This is a genomic window from Afipia sp. GW822-FHT04G07, assembly GCF_058800765.1.
On the sequence record NZ_JBXAMP010000001.1, the window covers coordinates 3,907,023 to 3,923,387 of the forward strand.

A 16,365-nucleotide genomic window follows, 5' to 3' on the forward strand; every position below is an offset into this window, starting at 1 on the left:
TTGAGAGTCCAGTCCATTTCTTGGAGCTGAAGGGGGCGCGGAGGCGCGCCAGATTGCCGCGCCCGGTGCGGCGTTTCGCAAATCCGCATAGCTCGGATTCCCGAGACCAGTCCAGATGCAGGACTAGAGGACGGCTGCGGGATTGCGATGATGGGGCATCACATCAGAGGAGGAGGCCGACATGGCTCAGGTTCAACCGATGACGTCCCCCAAGGAATTCAACAAGGAATTCGATGCCGTCCAGATCGCCGATGCACTGGGCAAGCGCTTCGCCGCGGCGGAGATTCACGACGAAGACCGTTTCGTCGCGGAGAACATCAATGCGCTGAAAGAAGCGGGTCTGGTCGAGGCCGGCGTGCCGCGCGAACTCGGCGGCGGCGGCGCGTCCTATGAAGAACTCGCCGAGATGCTGCGCGTGCTGGGCCGCTATTGCGGCTCGACGGCGCTGGCGTTCTCGATGCACACCCACCAGGTCGCGATTCCGGCATGGCGCTGGACGCACCAGAAATTCGCGGGCGCCGAGCCTCTGCTGAAGCGGGTCGCCGCCGAGCGGATCATCCTGCTCTCGAGCGGAGGATCGGACTGGATCGCGGGTTCGGGCAAGGCCGAGAAGGTCGAGGGCGGCTACCGCATCTCCGCGCGCAAGGTGTTCACCTCGGGCGCGCCCCTGGGCGACCTGCTGATGACGTCGGCGGTGCTGGAGAGCGAGGACGGGCCGACGGTTATTCACTTCGGCCTGCCGATGAACTCGCCGCACGTGAAGGTGCTCGACACATGGCGCACGCTCGGGATGCGCGGCACCGGCTCGCACGACGTGCAGATCGACGGTCATGTGGTTCCCGATGCCGTGGTGGCGGTATCGCGCAAGGCGGGCCAATGGCATCCGGTTTTCCAGATCATCGGCACGCTGGCGTTTCCGCTGGTCTACTCGGTCTATCTCGGGATCGCGGAAAGCGCGCGCGACATCGCAGTGAAGCTTGCCGCAAAGCGCCATGCCGACCACAATGTGCTGTCGCTGGTCGGACAGATGGAGACGTCGCTGCGCGCCGCGCAATTGGCTCGCAACGGGATGCTCGCGGTGGTTGCTCGCGGCGCCCCCTCGGCGGAAAGCATCAACGAGGTGATGATCTGCCGGCAACTGGTCGAACGCAGCGCCATCCGTGCCGTGGAGCTGGCGATGGAGGCGGCGGGCGGCGCCGGGTTCTACCGGGCGCAGGGGCTGGAGCGCCGCTTCCGGGATATTCAGGCGGCGCGCTATCATCCGCTGCAAGCCGGACCGCAGGCCGAATATGCGGGCGCGGTGGCGCTCGGCCTGCCGACCGATAAAATTTTCTGACGCGAAACTGATTTCGCACGCAAAACAGTCGGCCATGTCGTAAAAGGCGGCATGGCCGACTGGAATGCACAGCAATACCTGAAGTTCGAAGATGAACGGACGCGGGCCGCACGCGACCTGCTGGCGCAAATCCCGATAGCGGACGCGCGGGGCGTGGTCGACATCGGCTGCGGTCCGGGAAATTCCACTGAACTGCTGGCCAAGCGATGGCCGCAGGCCAAGCTGACCGGCATCGATACTTCGGCGGACATGCTGCGGCAGGCCCGCGAGCGGCTGCCGCAGGCGACGTTCATCGAAGCCAACATTTCGCACTGGGCGCCGCCGGCCAGCTCCGACGTGCTGTTCGCCAACGCGGTCTTTCAGTGGGTGCCGAATCATCTCAAGCACTTGATCCGTCTTGCCCTCGCGCTGCCGCAGAACGGCGCGCTCGCGGTGCAGATGCCCGACAACATGGACGAGCCCTCGCATGTCCAGATGCGCGAGGTCGCGCGCCTGCCGCAATTTCATACCCAGCTCGCGCACGTGCTGGAGGCACGGGACAACCTGCCGGAGCCCGGCGTCTATTACGACGCGCTGCGCCCGCTGTGTAAGCGTATCGACGTCTGGCACACGGTCTACAATCATGTGCTCGACGACGCCGAGGCCATCGTCGAATGGGTGAAGGGCACTGGCCTGCGTCCGTTTCTCGATCCGCTCGAGATTCCGGAGCGCAAGGAATTCCTCGATGCCTACAAGGCGCGTATCGCCGCGAGCTACCTGCCGCAGGCCGACGGCAAGGTGTTGTTGCGGTTTCCAAGGCTGTTCATCGTGGCGGTGAAATGAAGGTTTAGCGGGTCTTGCCTGCCAACCCGCATGAACCTGACACAATGATGTCGGACTGAAAAATTCGCTTGCGGTTAAACGCCGCTACAGCACGTCTCGACAGAATCGGCCATTCTCCCTAGCTGAGCACCTTCGATGATCAGCTAGCCGGAGCACGTCCCCCGAATGTCCATGACCCCCGAAACCCCGTTGCTGCCGTCGCACGCCGACATGGCGCTGCGCCCGATCCCGATGCTGATCTTCGGATCGCGCTGGCTGCAGCTTCCGCTGTACGTCGGGCTGATCGTCGCCCAGGGCGTCTATGTCATCCTGTTCCTGAAGGAACTCTGGCATCTCATCATGCACTCGTTCGATTTCACCGAGCAGCAGATCATGCTGGTGGTGCTCGGCCTGATCGACGTGGTGATGATCTCCAATCTTCTGGTCATGGTGATCGTCGGCGGTTACGAGACCTTCGTCTCGCGGCTCAATCTGCAGGGCCACCCGGACGAGCCGGAATGGCTGAGCCACGTCAACGCTAGCGTGCTCAAGATCAAGCTCGCGATGGCGATCATCGGCATCTCCTCGATCCATCTGCTGCGCACCTTCATCGAGGCCGGCAATCTCGGCGGCGCGGGCCGCACCACGAATTACACCGAAGCGGGCGTGATGTGGCAGACCATCATCCACGGCATGTTCATCCTGTCGGCCATCGGCATCGCCTGGGTGGACAAGCTGTCCAACGATGCCGACGCCGCGCGCACTGAGGCAAGCAAGAATGGCCACGGCGCACATTGAGTGAGATCCGCCATTGCGAGGAACCCTTGCGGCGAAGCAATCCACCCCTTGCCAAATCAGGACTGGATTGCTTCGCTTCGCCCGCAATGACGATGTCCCGTATCAAACTGGCCGCCGCCTTGCGCCGGGCGCTGATGATCGCACTGTCGAGCGCAGTCCTGTTGTTTGCGCTGCCGCGCGCTTTCGCCGCCGACGCAGCGTTCACCCAGTTCATCGCCTCATTATGGCCGGAGGCGCAGCAGGCCGGTGTCTCGCGCGCGACATTCGACGCACAGACGCGCGGACTTGAGCCGGATTATAAATTGCCCGATTTGCTGCTTCCCGGACGGCCCTCGACCGGCGCGCCGTCGCAGGCCGAATTCGTGCAGGTGCCTGCCGACTATGTGAAGGAAGCCAGCATCGCGCGGCTCGCCGCCGAGGGCCAGCGGCTGATGATCCAGCAGCGCGCCACGCTGGCCGCCATCGAGCAGCGCTTCGGCGTGCCGGGGCCGATCATTCTGGCGATCTGGGGACGCGAGACCGACTACGGGCGCTACGCCCTGCCGTATGACGGGCTGCGCGTGCTGGCGACGCAGGCCTATGTCGGGCGTCGCAAGGACCAGTATCGCGGCGAATTCATCGAGGCGCTCAAGTTAATCCAGAACGGCGACGTGACGCGCAAGGATCTGCGCACGTCATGGGGTGGCGCGACCGGGCTGACGCAATTCCTGCCGTCGGAGCTTGCCAAGCATGGTGTCGATTTCGACGGCGATGGGCATATCAATATCTGGACCTCGGTGCCGGATGCGCTGGCCTCCGCTGCGCAACAGCTCAAGAACAAGGGCTGGCAGGCTGGTTTGCGCTGGGCCTACGAAGTCCACGCGCCGCGCAATGCCGATTGCACGCAGGGCGTGCCGGAAGTGACCAAGCCGATCTCCGAATGGCTGCGCGAGGGATATATCCCGGTGCGGGGCCTGCGTCTCAGCGCAGCTGAAATGGCGCAGAGCGCGTCGCTGTTGCAGCCGGAGGGAATCTACGGCCCGGCGTTTCTGACGACGAAGAATTACTTCGTCATCAAGGAATACAATTTCTCCGATCTCTATGTGCTGTTCGTCGGTCATCTTGCCGACCGCATGGCCAACGGTCCGAAGTTCGCGACACCGTGGTCGGCCTCGACGCAGATGCGCAGCACCGATGTCGAGGCGATGCAGAAGCATCTGGAGCGCATCGGCCTGTACTCATCGAAGCTCGACGGCAAGGCGGGGATGCAGACCCGTGCGGCGCTCGGCGCTTATCAGAAAAAGGCGGGGCTGAAGGTCGATTGCTGGCCGAGCGCGGATGTGCTGCGCGCGATGAGCGCGGGGCGCTAAACAAAAACCCGGCCGCGAGGCCGGGTTTTGAAACTCATGTCTCACGAAGCAATCGTGAGAAGGTCAGATCAATCGCAAACCTGAACGCGGCGGACGCGCCAGCCGTAGCCGTCCCAGAAGCGCTCGCGCACGAGGCGGCAGGCGGGCTCTTCGACGTACACGGGGCCGGGAGCGTAGCCATAGCCGTAAGCAGGGCGGCTGTTGGCAATCGCGCCGCCGATAATCGCGCCACCCAGAAGGCCAAGGCCCACGCCGGCGGCGACACGGCCGCCATCAGCCTTGGCTGCGGGCATCGCGGTTGCGAGCGAACCGGCGATCGTTGCGACCGCGAGGAACGCCGAAAGAACTTTCTTCATAGTTGTCTCTCCTCAGATCACGCCAGAGCCCGGCGCAAGGCGATTGGTCTGCAAGGTCCAATGACGGGAACTCATTTATCCCGGTTGGCCCCGTTTTCAAAGCACCGGCGTCATCCCGCACCGGCATCTTGTGACGTCCCCGTCGCAGTATATCGGGGATTCTCTTGGTTGAATCCTAAAAAAAGCGCCCCGGAAGGAGGTTTTAACCCTCCCGGAGCGCCTATTTCTTCCAGCCCGTCACGGCTAAAAAATGGCCGGGCGACGGGTCGCAGATCCGGATTAGTTACAAACCTGAACGCGGCGGACGCGCCAGCCGTAACCGTCCCAGAACCGCTCACGCTGCCAGTAGCAGGGCGCGGACACATAGACGGGGCCGTTGCCGTAATAGCCATAACCATAGCCATAGCCCGGGCCGTAGTAGCCGCCGCTGTTGGCGATCGCGGCACCCGCGATGGCGCCGCCGAGAATGCCCAGGCCGACGCCGGCCGCGACGCGTCCGCCGCGCGCTTCGGCGGGAGCCGGGGCTGCGAGGGCGGTGACTGCGACAGTAGCGGCAGCGGCAACCGCCAAGACGATCTTCCTAACGCCGATCTTCTTCATGGCTTCACCTTTCGTCGTTGCGTTGACCCCTAAATAACGGGTCGCGACGAGGAAAGTTGCACCGATCTCTTGAACAGGAACTGAACGGCGGGGGCGGATTCTCGCCATGATTGGATTGTGCTGGCGCAAAAGAAAAACGGCGCCTCGCGAATGCGAAGCGCCGTTTGAATATCGAATGCCGCGCGATGAATCGCGGGCGGGCCGCTTAGAACATCGAGGCGTATTGCTGGAGACCGGCGCGCTGCACGAGGCTCATCGCGGTCTGCTTCTGCTGGTCGTCGAGGCGGGCGAACAGCGCGGACGCGGCAGGCGCGAAGCGGCGCACGGCGGCCTCGTTGACCTGCGGCTCGCGCGCAAGCGCGCGCAATGCGCTGGCGACGGCGGGCCAGTATTTCTGCTGCTCGGCGCGGAGCTTGAGAGCCGTGCGATAGCGCAGGATCGCGACTTCGCTCATGGCGCTCTGATACATCGACAGCTTCTTCGGAGCGGGGGCTGCGGTTTCTCCGTCCTGGTACATCACGGCGTCCTGGGCAGATGCAGGCGCACTGAAAGAGGACAGTGCGGCAACAGCAGCGATCGCGATTACAAACTTTCGCATAATTCTCACTTCAGTATGTGGGCTGATGACAACGGGGCGTAGGGGGCATATGTGACGAAAATGCGATGAAAGTCGTTAATTATTCAGGGATAACGGCGCTTACCCTCCATTAAGGTTTTCGGCCCCGAATTGTTCCGCAAAATCAGTGTTATTTTTTCACCTGTCACACTCGCACATCAAACTTGAGCGCCGTTCATCTGCATGAACGCACTCGCGCCGATGCTGATTCGGCCCGGAAATGCTGAATAATTCGCATCAGGGGCGTTTTGCGAAATATTGTTCAGCGGGACAAGCCGATGGTTTCCGCGAACAATTCCAGCGCGCGCAGCGAGAAGGCGCGCATGTTGGCGATGCGATCGCTGTCGCCGGTCTCGAGCGTGATGACGCGCGGCCGAGGTCCCGCAATCGCGATGCATGAATGTCCGGCGGCGTCGCCGTAGCGATTGCCCGACGGTCCGCTCGCGCCGGTTTCGCTGAGACCCCACGTCGTGTTGAGAAGTTCGCTTGCGCGGTTTGCGAGCAGCATGGCGTAGGGCTCGGTCGCGCCGCGGTTGCCGAGAGCTTCCATCTCTTCCTTGGTGATGTTCACCAGCGCAGCGCGCGCACGCGGCGTGTAGATCACGCCGCCGCCGCGGTAGTAGGCGGACGCGCCGGGCACCGCGAGCAGCGCTGCTGAAATCAATCCGCCGGTGGAGGATTCCGCGACGGCGATGGTTTCCTTGCGCGCGATCAGGGACGCGGCGATTTTCTCCGCGAGCGGCAGCAGCTTTTCCATGGTGAGGCTTTCGGTTGTGGTTGGGTCAGAGCTGCGTCTTGTAACGCGCCTCGACCTCTTCCTGGCTTTCGGGCGTGCCTTGCCCGGTCTGTTCGTGGATGACCTCGCTGATGCTCGGCTGCGCTGTGCGCGCGACGCGCGAGTCCGGCGACCACAGTTTCGAACGCATCAGCGCTTTGCCGCAGTGGAAATAGACTTCCGCCACTGCAATATCGAGCACCGCGCGCGGCAGCTTGCCGAATTCGATCATCGTCGCCAGCAGATCGGCGTCCGTGGACAGCTTTGCCTGGCCGCCGACGCGCAGCGTCTCGTCGAGGCCCGGCACGAAGAAGATCAGCTGCACGTAGCCCGAGCCCGAGAGCACATTGCGGAAACTGTCGATGCGGTTGTTGCCGGGGCGGTCCGGCATCAGAAGCCGCGTCTCGCCCTCGATATGGACGAAGCCCGGATTGCCGCCGCGCGGCGAGGCATCCACGGTGCCGTCAGGCCCTGAGGTCGCCAGCACGCAAAACGGCGACAGGCCGATGAAGTTCGCGGCGTGGCGATCGATGCGCGCGAGCTGTTTCGCGATCACGCGCTCGGTCGGTGGGGCATAGATGGTGCCGAGGTCTTCAGGTCCGATATGCGCCACGCGGTGCTCCCGTTCTTGCGATCTTCACGTTTAACCCAATCCGCTGCGTCATGCATTTGGAGGCTGCGCCACAGGGCTCAAATCGCTTTCTGAAAATCAGATTAGATCGATTCCAAACTGTCTGCGAAGCGCGAAGCCAGTTTGGAATAGCTTAAAAGTAGCTGTTTTCCTTTTGCATCGGCGGCTTCGCTCCCATACCTGTGGATCAACAGTCCTCACAGGTTTTGCCCAGCAGTCCATGATCGTTTGTTCCTGCAACGTCCTGACCGACCACGACGTGCGTAACGTTGTGACTCAAGCCAAGGATTTTCCGCGCACAGCGGGGCAGGTCTATGGATGTCTCGGCTGTAGCGCCGAGTGCGGCCGTTGCGCCCGGACCATCAAGAAGATCATGGACGAAGCCCTTGGCGCCTGCGCGAAATCCTGCTGCTCGGGATGCCCCCATAGCCAGCAGCATGACGCCGCCGAGGCCAATCCGGAGCCTGTGGCTCTGTTCGCCCAAGCTGCCTGCTAAGTCATTTCACCGTTTGATATTTTCAGCCTCCTGCCGATAACTTCGGCGAGGGGTTGTACTCGCGTGGAATCTGATTTAGAACGTTTCTAAATTAGATTTTGACCGTCCCTGGGACGGTCCGCGATGGAGTGAATCATGAAGGGCGACCCCAAGGTCATCGACTACCTCAACAAGGGCCTGCGGAGCGAACTGACCGCGATCAACCAGTATTGGTTGCATTTCCGGCTGCTCAACCACTGGGGCCTCAAGGACATGGCGAAGCAGTGGCGCAAGGAATCCATCGAGGAGATGCACCACGCCGACCGCTTCACCGACCGCATCCTGTTCCTCGACGGCTTCCCCAACATGCAGGTGCTGGACCCGTTGCGCATCGGCCAGAACGTCAAGGAGATCCTGGAATGCGATCTCGCCGCCGAGAACGGCGCGCGCGCGCTGTATCAGGAAGCGGCGACCTACTGCCACAGCATCAAGGATTACGTCTCGCGCGACCTGTTCGAGAGCATCATGAAGGACGAGGAGCATCACATCGATTTCCTCGAAACCCAGATCGATCTGGTCGAGCGCATCGGCATCCAGCTCTACGAGCAGAAGCATGTCGGCAGCATCGGCGACGACAATGCGCCGGAGGGCGGCGGCCACTGAATTCGTTTGGATCGGCCGTTGGCCACCAAATGCCTGTTACGATCAAAGCCCGGACCGCTCGTTGCGGCTCCGGGCTTTTCTTTTGGCGCTCCCCTTCGCCGCGAAATGCTTTAGCCTCACCGATAACAAGAACACCGGGAGAAACGCGATGACATATGACTGGCCTGCGATCGTCGGCGATCTGGACTCGCTGCTGAAGCTGCGTTCGATCCCGTTCGGCATGAAGATGTTCACGCGGCGCGAGGACATGGAGGCGATCCCGAAAATCCGCAGGCCTCAATCCGTGCACACGCTGGACCAGATCGTGGCGCAGGCGGCGCGGATCGGCTGGACGGTCGGCATCACCAGCGACGATCTGGTCGGCGCGCAATGCCGCGCGGTGGTCGGCCTCGGCGGCGCCAAGACCGAGACATGGCAATCCGGACAGCACATGACCGGCGTGTGGTTCTCGACGCAGCAGGATGCGCAGGCGCACCAGGAGGCGATGCATTGCGTGCCGGATGGGCAATACGACGCGCTCGCGGTCGGGCCGCTGTCGTCGGGCAAGCTCGATCCGCCGGACATCGCGCTGTTTTACGCAACGCCCGGCGCGATGATCTATTTCATCAACGGATTGCAGTGGTCTGGCTACAAGCGTTTCGACTGGAGCGTGGTTGGCGAATCCGCCTGCGCCGACTCATGGGGCCGCGCGCTGACCACGCGATTGCCGAGCCTGTCGATTCCGTGTTTCGCCGAGCGCCGCTATGGCGGCGTGCTCGACGAGGAAATGCTGATGGCGACCCCGCCGGAATATCTCGTCAGCGCCATCGCCGGCATGAAGGCGCTGTCGAAGAACGGATTCCGTTATCCGTTCGCGCAATACGGCGTGCAGCAGGACGTGCGCGCGGGCATGGCTGTGAGTTATCCGGGGCGGAAGTAGGTTTGCGATATTTCAGCGAGTCGTCCCCGTGATGCCTGTGTGCTGTATGGCTCACGACCCATCGGCCGGCACGAAACAAGTGATCTCGATATTGCCGCGAAGGGTCACGTACCACACCACCGCGCCGCCGGTGGGATTGCCGCCGGTGCGGATGATTGCTTTCTCCGGCACCAGCCACCACGTGCCCTCTATCGGCACCCAGTAGTTGCCTCCGCGCACATCGTAATCGGTGCGGTGTCCATCTGAGACATCGCAGCACGGCACGCCGGCGGGGCTGCGCGCATCCTTGAACCATTTCCGGATGTGTTCGGGTACGTCGGCAAACTGTCCGCGATCGACCGCGAAGGTCGTCGTGGCAAACAGCATTAGCGGAATCATCAGGGCAACGCGCGATGGCCACCTCATGCGATCCTCCGGACGTCAAGGACTCGCGCAAAGTTTCGGAGAGTCGCGCAAGACCGTCGAGACAAACCCGTCGGGCGTGCAACGTTCCTCCTGCGCATAGATGAGGCACGATGCGGCGCAGCATGGCTGTACCAACAATTGATTTGCTCCCTCTCCCCGCAAGCGGGGAGAGGGTCGGGGTGAGGGGCTTTTGTAACGACCGAATGCTGGCGCCCCTCACCCGGATCACTGCGTGATCCGACCTCTCCCCGTAAACGGGGCGAGGTGAAGTCCCCGTCACGCCCTGGCGTGGCCGCGTTTCTTCTTCGTCTCGGGCGCGGGCGGCGGCGTCAGCGGACAGCCCGCGAAGGCGGCCTCAACGGCAGCGGGCGCGCCGTCGAGTTTGAACTCCGCCGTGGTGCGCCCGGCCGCGAGCGAGCGGATGCGTATGACAAGACCGCTTGAGCTCACGAGTTCGCCGGCGAATGTCGTGACCGCGGCACGGTCCTCGATCACCACGGTCCGGTATTCCTGAAGGAAGCGCGCCGCGACATTGTCGTGGCCGGGCTTCTCGTCGAAGCGATAACCAAGCGTCGAGTTGGGGTCGGTGCCGACCTTGAATTCGAAAGCGAAGCGCACCATCGGCTTGCCCTCGAAACAGGTGAGCTGCATCGAAGCCGGCTTGGCGTAGTCGGCGAAACTGTTCGAGGCGTTGTCGATGATCAGCATCGCGCTCGGCACCGGCACGCCGGTGATGCGATCGACCTGCTTTTCGATTTTCCAGTTGCCGGAGGTCGTGGTCGCGGGATTGACCACATAGGGATCAGGCGATGCGCATGCGGCAAGCATCGCGCACAATCCTGCTGTCATCACGGCGAACGCGACACCACGCACAACGACATCCCCGGCCCAGCCTTTAATCTGCAACCGGAGCGGGTAGGGCGCAAGCGCCTTTATGCCGTGCGCGCTTCCTCGACATGGATGATCGACGCCACCGCGCCGACCACGACCGCGAGCGCGAGGCACCAGAAGCCCACAAAAACATACATGGTCGCGGAGACCGCGCAGCCGATCGCGAAGAAGCCGATGGTGAGCGCAAGGCGGCTGAAGCGAAAGCGCACAGGCGCAGCCTGTTCGGGCGTCGTGCCGACAAGCAGGTCGACCGCGTCGATGGTCGCCTGCACGGTGGAGCCGGTCATCATGGTGGAGGGCGGCATGTTCGCCATGTGCACGCGCTGCACGGCGTTCTGCATCGCCATCGCGGCGACCCCGGCGAAGCCGGTCAGCAGCGCCGCCGGCGTGTTGGCATCCGGAAACGGACCGAAGCCGACCGCGAGCCCGAAGAAGGCGGCGAGCAGCATGACCTTCACGGTGAGCAGGATCGGCCGCGCAGGCAGACCACGCGCCCGCAGGACGATACCCGCAAGCCGCGCCAGCGCGATCACCGCGATGAATTCCGGCAGCGCGAGAATTTTTCCAATGATGCCGTGACTGCCTTCGACCAGCGCGTGTCCGAGCGTGACGAAGTTGCCGGTGACATGCGCCGTGAACAGGCCATTGAGCCCGAGGAAGCCAGCGGTGTCGACGAAGCCGCCGTTGAACGACAGCAGTGCGGCGACGACGTTGGTGCGGGTGAGCTGATTCATGTGGGGATGAGCCCCACCACGTCACGCACAGCCGCGATCGGCTGGATCGCCGCCGACCAGAAATTCCAGTCAGGACCGAACAGGTCCGCCGCCGTGTCCTCACCCCGCGCCCACGCGTACCAGAACTCCTGCGGATCGAGCGCGCCGGTGGCCGCACCCGCGGCATCGTCGATTGGAATGCCGAGATGTCCGCTCAGGATCGCCGGCAGCACATGACCCGACATCCCCTGATTGCGATGCATGGTCGCCGACACCGCCGACGTCAGCAGTTCGCCGCGCGGCGACGTGTCGTAACCGGCCAGCACATGCACGGAATCGTGCGGAACGGAGAGGGCGAAGTTGAGCGCGGTTGGTTCGCCGGGATAGGCGTAGTTGTTCTCGTCATAGAAGGCCGCGAAGGCGTAGCCGAACGTATCGCCCGGCAGCCGCGCCAGCGCGTGAAACCGCGTCGCAAGTGCGGGATCGGGCTCGGCGTTGTAAGGCCGCAGCCACGTGTCCGCCTCCGCCGTCGTCCACTTGCGGCCGGTCACGCTTTCGATTTTGGCAAGGGTCATGTGATCGATGGCGTCGGAGAGTTTGCCCGCCGCAAGCCGCGCGAGGTCGTCGACGAATTCGTCGTGTACCTTGAGCGTGCCGGCCAGCTTGATCACGGCGTGAAGTTTCTCGACATTGATCGTGCCGTCGAGCAGCGCGATGACGGTTGCAAAGCTCACGGCCTGGCGGGCGAGATCGGCGTCGGACGCAAGTGCGCTGACCCGCGAGGGACTGAGCGGCATCAACCCGGCGAGGCCGAACTGCGGCTCAAGCTGGAAAATATAGCGAGTGGCTGCTGCGATGCTTTCCTTGTCCGCCTCGGTCGGCGGCCCCTCGGCGGCCGCGACACGCAGCATGATCGCCAGAATGCAGCGAGCCTGATCGAGCGTGGCGGGAATGTGCATTCGTGCCTCGCGACCGTGCCGGCGGCTACCTGAATTGCTTCCGGCAGAGCGGGGACAGTTTCGAGACGTTCCGCTCCATGCAGGCCGTGATGCGCTCCACATTGGGAACGAACTGCCGGCAGAAGGTCATCGCGTCCTTGCGGCAGGCGCGGCGTTGCTCCGGCGTGCCGGCGGCCTGCGCCGACGACGCGGCGAGCAGGGCCACAAGCACCGTCGCGGCCCCACACGCGAGTATCATTCTGGTCAGTCTGGTCATGTCTGTTCCTCAGCAAGGAACCGTAACCCGATTGCGAGGCTCCATCAACGCTAGTGATGCGCCGGGACCTCGACGCCGTCAGCGGAATACTGCCGGATCTTGTTGCGCAGCGTGCGCACGGAGACCCCGAGCACGCGCGCCGCGTGCGTGCGGTTGCCGCCGCAGCGGGCCAGCGTTTGCACGATAAGTTCGCGTTCGATTTCACCGACGGTGGCGCCGATCAGCAGCCGGACCACGCGCTTCGGCGCGATGGCGGGACCGCTCGGCGGCAGAATTCCGGCGATGTGATGTGCTGTGTCTTGGGTCATCGAGACCTCCACCAAATCCGTGTCCACGAAGGACGCAGACTGTTAAAAGTTCTCCGATCTCAGCCCTGAAAAAAGGGTGGGCCGATATAGTTAACAATTTCCTAACGGCGCTCTAACCCCTTCATGGAACTCACGAATTGGAACCGGATGGAACCGCGGGAAAATCCTGCGCGCGCAGTCCCTTAAGCCTTTAAACCGGCCCGGTTCAGAGCGAATAATATCGGGCCCGCGATGGACAAGGAGATCGGCCATGTGCCGCAACATCAAGACGCTGTTCAATTTCGAGCCGCCGGCGACCGAGGATGAAATCCACGCCTCGGCGTTGCAGTTCGTGCGCAAGCTGTCCGGCTTCAACGCGCCGTCGAAGGCCAACGAAGATGCGTTCAACCGCGCCGTCGCCGATGTTTCCGAGGTCGCGCGGCGATTGCTGACGTCGCTGCACACCCACGCGCCGGCGCGCGACCGCGAGGTGGAAGCGGAAAAGGCAAGGGAGCGCAGCAAGGCGCGGTTCGGTTAAGCCGGCAGAAGGCGGGTGTGGCTGAAGCAAGCGGGCAGCCCGCTGCTTTTGGTTCGCGGGGTCCGCTCGTCTTTAGCGGCGCGGCAGCGCGACCGGCACGAAACGCGGATCGCTCGATCCGGCCCGCAGGTCGATCGCGGCCACGCGCAGCAGGGCTTCAAGTTTCAATAAAAAGATTTCCGCCAACATTGTCATAATCCACTTCTTGATGTGTTTGACCGTCGGGCAGTTGAACACCGACTCAAAAAAGCAGCGTTCAATGTCTGGCATGAAAGCTATGCCTCGGCGCGGGCGCTCGCAATGGTCTTGCCGCTGTCGGGCAACGAGTTAACCTTACACAAAGCCGCTCAGGCCCGGAGGCATTCGATGAAATGTGTCGTTGCGCTGCTGCTCACCTGCGCCTGCGCGTCCATGGCCGGCATGGTCTCGCCTGTTTTTGCCGACACGTCGGACCGCTTCAGCCAAGGCGGATGGATCGAGAAATTCCAGCCGGCCATCGATCAGGCCAACGCCAGCGGCGAACTGTTTCGGATTCGCGGCCATTGCCAGTCGAACTGCACGCTGTTTCTCGGCGTGCGCAACGTCTGCGTCGAGCGCAGTGCGCGGCTGCTGTTTCACGCCGGCCATGGCCGCGGCGCGAACAGGAATGTCATCAACGCGGGCTCCACTAACCGGATGCTGAACGCCTACAACGCGAAGCTGCGGCAATACATTGTCGAGAAGGGTTATCTCACAAGGCTGGAATTCAGCACCATCTCCGGCGCGCAGATCATCGACCGGTTCGGCTACAGGGAATGCCCGCGGGGATAGGGCGGCCGATCATGCCGTTTGGGCTGCGCGAATCCGCCCCATGGGGTAAGCTTCGCGCGACTCATCTGTGATGCGTTTTCGCAAGCGCCTGTTCATCAAACTCAACACAATCCGGGGAAACCACATGCAACGATTATCCGTCCTTCGCGCCGCGGCGATAGCTCTCGCGTTCGCAGGCATCGGCCTGTCATCCGCAGCGCAGGCCGACTCGGGCACCGTGTCGCTCACGGTCTACAAGGCCGGCTGGTTCATCGGCGGCTCGGGCGGCGGCGGCACGCTCAATTTCCGGGGCAGGAGCTATCGGCTCTCCGCCGGTGGGCTGGACTACGGCCTCGTGTTCGGCGGATCGAAGACGGTGCTGCGCGGACGGGTCAGCAACATCAACCGTCCTTCGGACGTCGCGGGTGTCTATGGCGCTGCGGGCGCGGGCATCGCGGTCGGCAGCGGCGCGCGCGCCATCGTGCTGACCAACCAGAAGGGCGCGGTGCTCGAACTCTCCGGGCGGCAGGTCGGCTTGATGGCCAACGCGGACCTGAGCGGACTGGCGATTACGCTGAAGTAAGACGCGAAAGCGCGCCGTATCCCGGCGCGCCTTTCTCCCTCAAGTCGTGGACTCGAGCAGTCCGCTGTCCGGCGCGCGATCTAGATGCGCGCGCCGCGGTTGTAGGACTCGATCAGCTGATTGTAGTCGCGCAGCAGCCGCTCAGGCGATCCCTCGATCATCCAGCCGCTGCCCGCGTTGAGCATCATCTTGTCGCCGCTGCTGTAAGGCACCTTGTCGCGGACACGGCGCATCAGTTGTTTTGCGGATGTCAGGAACGACTTGGCGCTGCTGGTGAACATTGAACCGATCTTCTGGCCGCCCTCGGCGTTCGCGACCTCTTCGACGCCTTTGATGGCGGCTTCGTAGTCGCTTAGCGTTTGCGTGATCGCGGCAAGATCCGGCTTGTCGGCATTCTGCGCCCGCAACACGCGCTTGGCCTGGATCATCAGCGCTTCCACATGATAGCGCGCCTTGCGGCCTTCGCCGCGTTCGATCTCGGCAAGCCGCTCCAGCGCGCGCCTGTCGTTGATGACCTCGACATTGCGGCGCAAATCCTTGTCCGCCCTTGCAAAGGCATCCCACGCCGCGACAAGCTGGGGATGCAGCGCCTTCCCCTTGGCCATCTTGTCGTCCTTGTAGTTCTCCTGCGTGTAATAATCGTCCGTCTCCTTCAGCAGCGGCTCCAGCTTGCCGACGGCATCGGCGTAAGCCGACGCAGACGCTTCCAGTTCGGCATCGCGAGGTTCCAGCGCGTTGGCCTTCTCTACATTCTTGCGGCAGTCCGACGTGTCATAGATCGTATACGTGCCGTAGATGATCCGCTCCTTGCCGGTCGGCCCGCTCTGCTTGGCCCAGCTGAAATAGCGGCTGCGGGAACTGTAGGAGCGCTCGGACAGGCGATTGATGCAGCCCACGTAAGCGTTCATCTTTTCCGTCAAGGCAGCTTCGGACGGCGAGGCCGGGGGCTTTGTTTGCGCTGCTGCCGGGTAGGCCATGCATGCCGCGACAAACGCGGCGATGAGGGTTCGTGTGGAAACGGTTCTGCTGTGCATGGCTCCGGTCGCCCTGTTGAACACGGTGGTGTGTCGACATGACGCGCCAAACGGTTCGACATCAGCCGTGAAAAACATCGAGGTCAAGCCGGGTATTGGTGATGCGCGACGGTTGCTGATCGCTAACCGTCGGTGGATGTGACGACGGCGGTCTCGCGCTCTATGGGCGCGACCGTCTTTCGTTTGCTCCAGATATCCTGACCGACCATTCCAGCGGCCATCGCGGCGACGAAGACGATCACCGGCAGGCTGAGGCCCGCGAGATTGACCAAAGCCGGGCCGGGGCAAAGCCCGACCAGACCCCAGCCGATCCCGAACAGCACTGCGCCCGCAACCAGCGGCGCATCGATGTCTTTGCGCGTCGGCCAGAGCGACTGCGCGGCGAAGACCGGAGCGCCACGTCGCCGTGCCAGCGCAAACCCGATGCTGGTGACCGCGACGGCGCCCGCCATCACGAACGCCAGCGTCGCGTCCCACGCGCCGAAGATGTCGAGGAAGCCGAGCACTTTTCCGGTTTGGGCCATGCCGGAGATCAAGAGGCCCGCGCCGAAGATGAGTCCACAAATGAAGCTTACGAGAACGAGCGGCATC

Annotated in this window: 24 protein-coding genes; 10 read left to right on the forward strand and 14 right to left on the reverse strand. The window is 63.1% G+C overall.

Translation table 11 applies throughout. The annotated features are described in order from the left end of the window. The first annotated feature begins 181 nt into the window (after positions 1–181). From AC1RKJ_RS19025 to AC1RKJ_RS19040, 4 genes are all read left to right on the forward strand, one after another. On the forward strand, positions 182–1,336 hold the full coding sequence (locus AC1RKJ_RS19025; RefSeq protein WP_492792469.1) for an acyl-CoA dehydrogenase family protein: 1,155 nt from the start codon (positions 182–184) through the stop codon (positions 1,334–1,336). 51 nt (positions 1,337–1,387) lie between these two features. Beyond that, positions 1,388–2,158 carry a trans-aconitate 2-methyltransferase gene (gene tam, locus AC1RKJ_RS19030; protein ID WP_492792470.1) on the forward strand — a complete coding sequence of 257 codons (771 nt, stop codon included), beginning with the start codon at positions 1,388–1,390 and terminating at the stop codon, positions 2,156–2,158. Positions 2,159–2,323: 165 nt separating this feature from the next. After that, the gene (locus AC1RKJ_RS19035; RefSeq protein WP_492792471.1) at positions 2,324–2,935 is read left to right on the forward strand and encodes a TIGR00645 family protein; all 612 of its coding nucleotides are present in this window, start codon (positions 2,324–2,326) and stop codon (positions 2,933–2,935) included. Positions 2,936–3,069: 134 nt separating this feature from the next. Further along, positions 3,070–4,284, forward strand: coding sequence for a lytic murein transglycosylase (locus AC1RKJ_RS19040; protein WP_492792801.1), 1,215 nt, complete (start codon positions 3,070–3,072; stop codon positions 4,282–4,284). Positions 4,285–4,352: 68 nt separating this feature from the next. Here the strand turns inward: AC1RKJ_RS19040 and AC1RKJ_RS19045 are convergent, their stop codons facing one another. The 5 genes from AC1RKJ_RS19045 to AC1RKJ_RS19065 form a co-directional block, all read right to left on the reverse strand. Next, positions 4,353–4,640 carry a hypothetical protein gene (locus AC1RKJ_RS19045; RefSeq protein ID WP_492281197.1) on the reverse strand — a complete coding sequence of 96 codons (288 nt, stop codon included), beginning with the start codon at positions 4,638–4,640 and terminating at the stop codon, positions 4,353–4,355. A gap of 279 nt (positions 4,641–4,919) precedes the next feature. Then, entirely contained in the window at positions 4,920–5,240 is a 321-nt protein-coding gene (locus AC1RKJ_RS19050) for a hypothetical protein (RefSeq protein WP_492792472.1), read from the reverse strand. Positions 5,241–5,445: 205 nt separating this feature from the next. Continuing rightward, on the reverse strand, positions 5,446–5,838 hold the full coding sequence (locus tag AC1RKJ_RS19055; RefSeq protein ID WP_492792473.1) for a hypothetical protein: 393 nt from the start codon (positions 5,836–5,838) through the stop codon (positions 5,446–5,448). 280 nt (positions 5,839–6,118) lie between these two features. Beyond that, positions 6,119–6,613 carry a CinA family protein gene (locus AC1RKJ_RS19060; RefSeq protein ID WP_492792474.1) on the reverse strand — a complete coding sequence of 165 codons (495 nt, stop codon included), beginning with the start codon at positions 6,611–6,613 and terminating at the stop codon, positions 6,119–6,121. A 25-nt stretch (positions 6,614–6,638) separates the two neighbouring features. Continuing rightward, entirely contained in the window at positions 6,639–7,244 is a 606-nt protein-coding gene (locus AC1RKJ_RS19065; RefSeq protein WP_492792475.1) for a pyridoxamine 5'-phosphate oxidase family protein, read from the reverse strand. 238 nt (positions 7,245–7,482) lie between these two features. Between AC1RKJ_RS19065 and AC1RKJ_RS19070 the strand changes: the two genes are divergently transcribed. The 3 genes from AC1RKJ_RS19070 (at position 7,483) to AC1RKJ_RS19080 (ending at position 9,319) form a co-directional block, all read left to right on the forward strand. Further along, complete coding sequence (locus tag AC1RKJ_RS19070) at positions 7,483–7,758, forward strand: (2Fe-2S)-binding protein (protein ID WP_492792476.1); 276 nt, start codon at positions 7,483–7,485, stop codon at positions 7,756–7,758. Positions 7,759–7,893: 135 nt separating this feature from the next. After that, entirely contained in the window at positions 7,894–8,400 is a 507-nt protein-coding gene (gene bfr / locus AC1RKJ_RS19075) for a bacterioferritin (protein WP_492792477.1), read from the forward strand. A gap of 148 nt (positions 8,401–8,548) precedes the next feature. Continuing rightward, positions 8,549–9,319, forward strand: coding sequence for a DUF169 domain-containing protein (locus AC1RKJ_RS19080; protein WP_492792478.1), 771 nt, complete (start codon positions 8,549–8,551; stop codon positions 9,317–9,319). Positions 9,320–9,370: 51 nt separating this feature from the next. Here AC1RKJ_RS19080 and AC1RKJ_RS19085 read toward each other — a convergent pair whose 3' ends face one another. From AC1RKJ_RS19085 to AC1RKJ_RS19110, 6 genes are all read right to left on the reverse strand, one after another. Next, positions 9,371–9,724 carry a hypothetical protein gene (locus tag AC1RKJ_RS19085; RefSeq protein WP_492792479.1) on the reverse strand — a complete coding sequence of 118 codons (354 nt, stop codon included), beginning with the start codon at positions 9,722–9,724 and terminating at the stop codon, positions 9,371–9,373. 276 nt (positions 9,725–10,000) lie between these two features. Beyond that, positions 10,001–10,552 carry a hypothetical protein gene (locus AC1RKJ_RS19090; RefSeq protein WP_492792480.1) on the reverse strand — a complete coding sequence of 184 codons (552 nt, stop codon included), beginning with the start codon at positions 10,550–10,552 and terminating at the stop codon, positions 10,001–10,003. Positions 10,553–10,656: 104 nt separating this feature from the next. Further along, complete coding sequence (locus AC1RKJ_RS19095; RefSeq protein ID WP_492792481.1) at positions 10,657–11,349, reverse strand: YoaK family protein; 693 nt, start codon at positions 11,347–11,349, stop codon at positions 10,657–10,659. Further along, positions 11,346–12,287, reverse strand: a complete 942-nt coding sequence (locus tag AC1RKJ_RS19100; protein ID WP_492792482.1) for a hypothetical protein — start codon at positions 12,285–12,287, stop codon at positions 11,346–11,348. Before AC1RKJ_RS19100 ends, AC1RKJ_RS19095 begins: the two co-directional genes overlap by 4 nt. A 25-nt stretch (positions 12,288–12,312) precedes the next feature. Then, entirely contained in the window at positions 12,313–12,543 is a 231-nt protein-coding gene (locus AC1RKJ_RS19105; protein ID WP_492792483.1) for a hypothetical protein, read from the reverse strand. Positions 12,544–12,593: 50 nt separating this feature from the next. Next, positions 12,594–12,851, reverse strand: coding sequence for a helix-turn-helix domain-containing protein (locus tag AC1RKJ_RS19110; protein WP_492792484.1), 258 nt, complete (start codon positions 12,849–12,851; stop codon positions 12,594–12,596). Positions 12,852–13,101: 250 nt separating this feature from the next. Between AC1RKJ_RS19110 and AC1RKJ_RS19115 the strand changes: the two genes are divergently transcribed. Further along, positions 13,102–13,368: a DUF2277 domain-containing protein gene (locus AC1RKJ_RS19115; protein ID WP_492792485.1), complete on the forward strand. Its 267-nt coding sequence runs from the start codon at positions 13,102–13,104 to the stop codon at positions 13,366–13,368. Positions 13,369–13,440: 72 nt separating this feature from the next. Here the strand turns inward: AC1RKJ_RS19115 and AC1RKJ_RS19120 are convergent, their stop codons facing one another. Further along, on the reverse strand, positions 13,441–13,563 hold the full coding sequence (locus AC1RKJ_RS19120) for a hypothetical protein (RefSeq protein ID WP_492792486.1): 123 nt from the start codon (positions 13,561–13,563) through the stop codon (positions 13,441–13,443). Positions 13,564–13,734: 171 nt separating this feature from the next. Between AC1RKJ_RS19120 and AC1RKJ_RS19125 the strand changes: the two genes are divergently transcribed. Together AC1RKJ_RS19125 and AC1RKJ_RS19130 are read left to right on the forward strand one after the other, a co-directional pair. Next, positions 13,735–14,178: a hypothetical protein gene (locus AC1RKJ_RS19125; RefSeq protein WP_492792487.1), complete on the forward strand. Its 444-nt coding sequence runs from the start codon at positions 13,735–13,737 to the stop codon at positions 14,176–14,178. 124 nt (positions 14,179–14,302) lie between these two features. Beyond that, entirely contained in the window at positions 14,303–14,740 is a 438-nt protein-coding gene (locus AC1RKJ_RS19130) for a hypothetical protein (RefSeq protein ID WP_492792488.1), read from the forward strand. An 80-nt stretch (positions 14,741–14,820) separates the two neighbouring features. On the opposite strand, the gene AC1RKJ_RS19135 is transcribed toward AC1RKJ_RS19130, so the two are convergent. After that, the gene (locus AC1RKJ_RS19135) at positions 14,821–15,717 is read right to left on the reverse strand and encodes a YiiG family protein (RefSeq protein ID WP_492792802.1); all 897 of its coding nucleotides are present in this window, start codon (positions 15,715–15,717) and stop codon (positions 14,821–14,823) included. Between the two features lie 179 nt (positions 15,718–15,896). Then, positions 15,897–16,364 carry a DUF6691 family protein gene (locus AC1RKJ_RS19140; RefSeq protein WP_492792489.1) on the reverse strand — a complete coding sequence of 156 codons (468 nt, stop codon included), beginning with the start codon at positions 16,362–16,364 and terminating at the stop codon, positions 15,897–15,899. Position 16,365: the final 1 nt, after the last annotated feature.

Coding starts and splice junctions, on each gene's coding strand:
- AC1RKJ_RS19025 (WP_492792469.1), top strand. CDS start 182: ATGGCTCAGGTTCAACCGATGACGTCCCCCAAGGAATTCAACAAGGAA.
- tam (WP_492792470.1), top strand. CDS start 1,388: ATGGCCGACTGGAATGCACAGCAATACCTGAAGTTCGAAGATGAACGG.
- AC1RKJ_RS19035 (WP_492792471.1), top strand. CDS start 2,324: ATGTCCATGACCCCCGAAACCCCGTTGCTGCCGTCGCACGCCGACATG.
- AC1RKJ_RS19040 (WP_492792801.1), top strand. CDS start 3,070: ATGATCGCACTGTCGAGCGCAGTCCTGTTGTTTGCGCTGCCGCGCGCT.
- AC1RKJ_RS19045 (WP_492281197.1), bottom strand. CDS start 4,640: ATGAAGAAAGTTCTTTCGGCGTTCCTCGCGGTCGCAACGATCGCCGGT.
- AC1RKJ_RS19050 (WP_492792472.1), bottom strand. CDS start 5,240: ATGAAGAAGATCGGCGTTAGGAAGATCGTCTTGGCGGTTGCCGCTGCC.
- AC1RKJ_RS19055 (WP_492792473.1), bottom strand. CDS start 5,838: ATGCGAAAGTTTGTAATCGCGATCGCTGCTGTTGCCGCACTGTCCTCT.
- AC1RKJ_RS19060 (WP_492792474.1), bottom strand. CDS start 6,613: ATGGAAAAGCTGCTGCCGCTCGCGGAGAAAATCGCCGCGTCCCTGATC.
- AC1RKJ_RS19070 (WP_492792476.1), top strand. CDS start 7,483: ATGATCGTTTGTTCCTGCAACGTCCTGACCGACCACGACGTGCGTAAC.
- bfr (WP_492792477.1), top strand. CDS start 7,894: ATGAAGGGCGACCCCAAGGTCATCGACTACCTCAACAAGGGCCTGCGG.
- AC1RKJ_RS19080 (WP_492792478.1), top strand. CDS start 8,549: ATGACATATGACTGGCCTGCGATCGTCGGCGATCTGGACTCGCTGCTG.
- AC1RKJ_RS19085 (WP_492792479.1), bottom strand. CDS start 9,724: ATGAGGTGGCCATCGCGCGTTGCCCTGATGATTCCGCTAATGCTGTTT.
- AC1RKJ_RS19090 (WP_492792480.1), bottom strand. CDS start 10,552: ATGCTTGCCGCATGCGCATCGCCTGATCCCTATGTGGTCAATCCCGCG.
- AC1RKJ_RS19095 (WP_492792481.1), bottom strand. CDS start 11,349: ATGAATCAGCTCACCCGCACCAACGTCGTCGCCGCACTGCTGTCGTTC.
- AC1RKJ_RS19100 (WP_492792482.1), bottom strand. CDS start 12,287: ATGCACATTCCCGCCACGCTCGATCAGGCTCGCTGCATTCTGGCGATC.
- AC1RKJ_RS19105 (WP_492792483.1), bottom strand. CDS start 12,543: ATGACCAGACTGACCAGAATGATACTCGCGTGTGGGGCCGCGACGGTG.
- AC1RKJ_RS19110 (WP_492792484.1), bottom strand. CDS start 12,851: ATGACCCAAGACACAGCACATCACATCGCCGGAATTCTGCCGCCGAGC.
- AC1RKJ_RS19115 (WP_492792485.1), top strand. CDS start 13,102: ATGTGCCGCAACATCAAGACGCTGTTCAATTTCGAGCCGCCGGCGACC.
- AC1RKJ_RS19120 (WP_492792486.1), bottom strand. CDS start 13,563: ATGACAATGTTGGCGGAAATCTTTTTATTGAAACTTGAAGCCCTGCTG.
- AC1RKJ_RS19125 (WP_492792487.1), top strand. CDS start 13,735: ATGAAATGTGTCGTTGCGCTGCTGCTCACCTGCGCCTGCGCGTCCATG.
- AC1RKJ_RS19130 (WP_492792488.1), top strand. CDS start 14,303: ATGCAACGATTATCCGTCCTTCGCGCCGCGGCGATAGCTCTCGCGTTC.
- AC1RKJ_RS19135 (WP_492792802.1), bottom strand. CDS start 15,717: ATGGCCTACCCGGCAGCAGCGCAAACAAAGCCCCCGGCCTCGCCGTCC.
- AC1RKJ_RS19140 (WP_492792489.1), bottom strand. CDS start 16,364: ATGCCGCTCGTTCTCGTAAGCTTCATTTGTGGACTCATCTTCGGCGCG.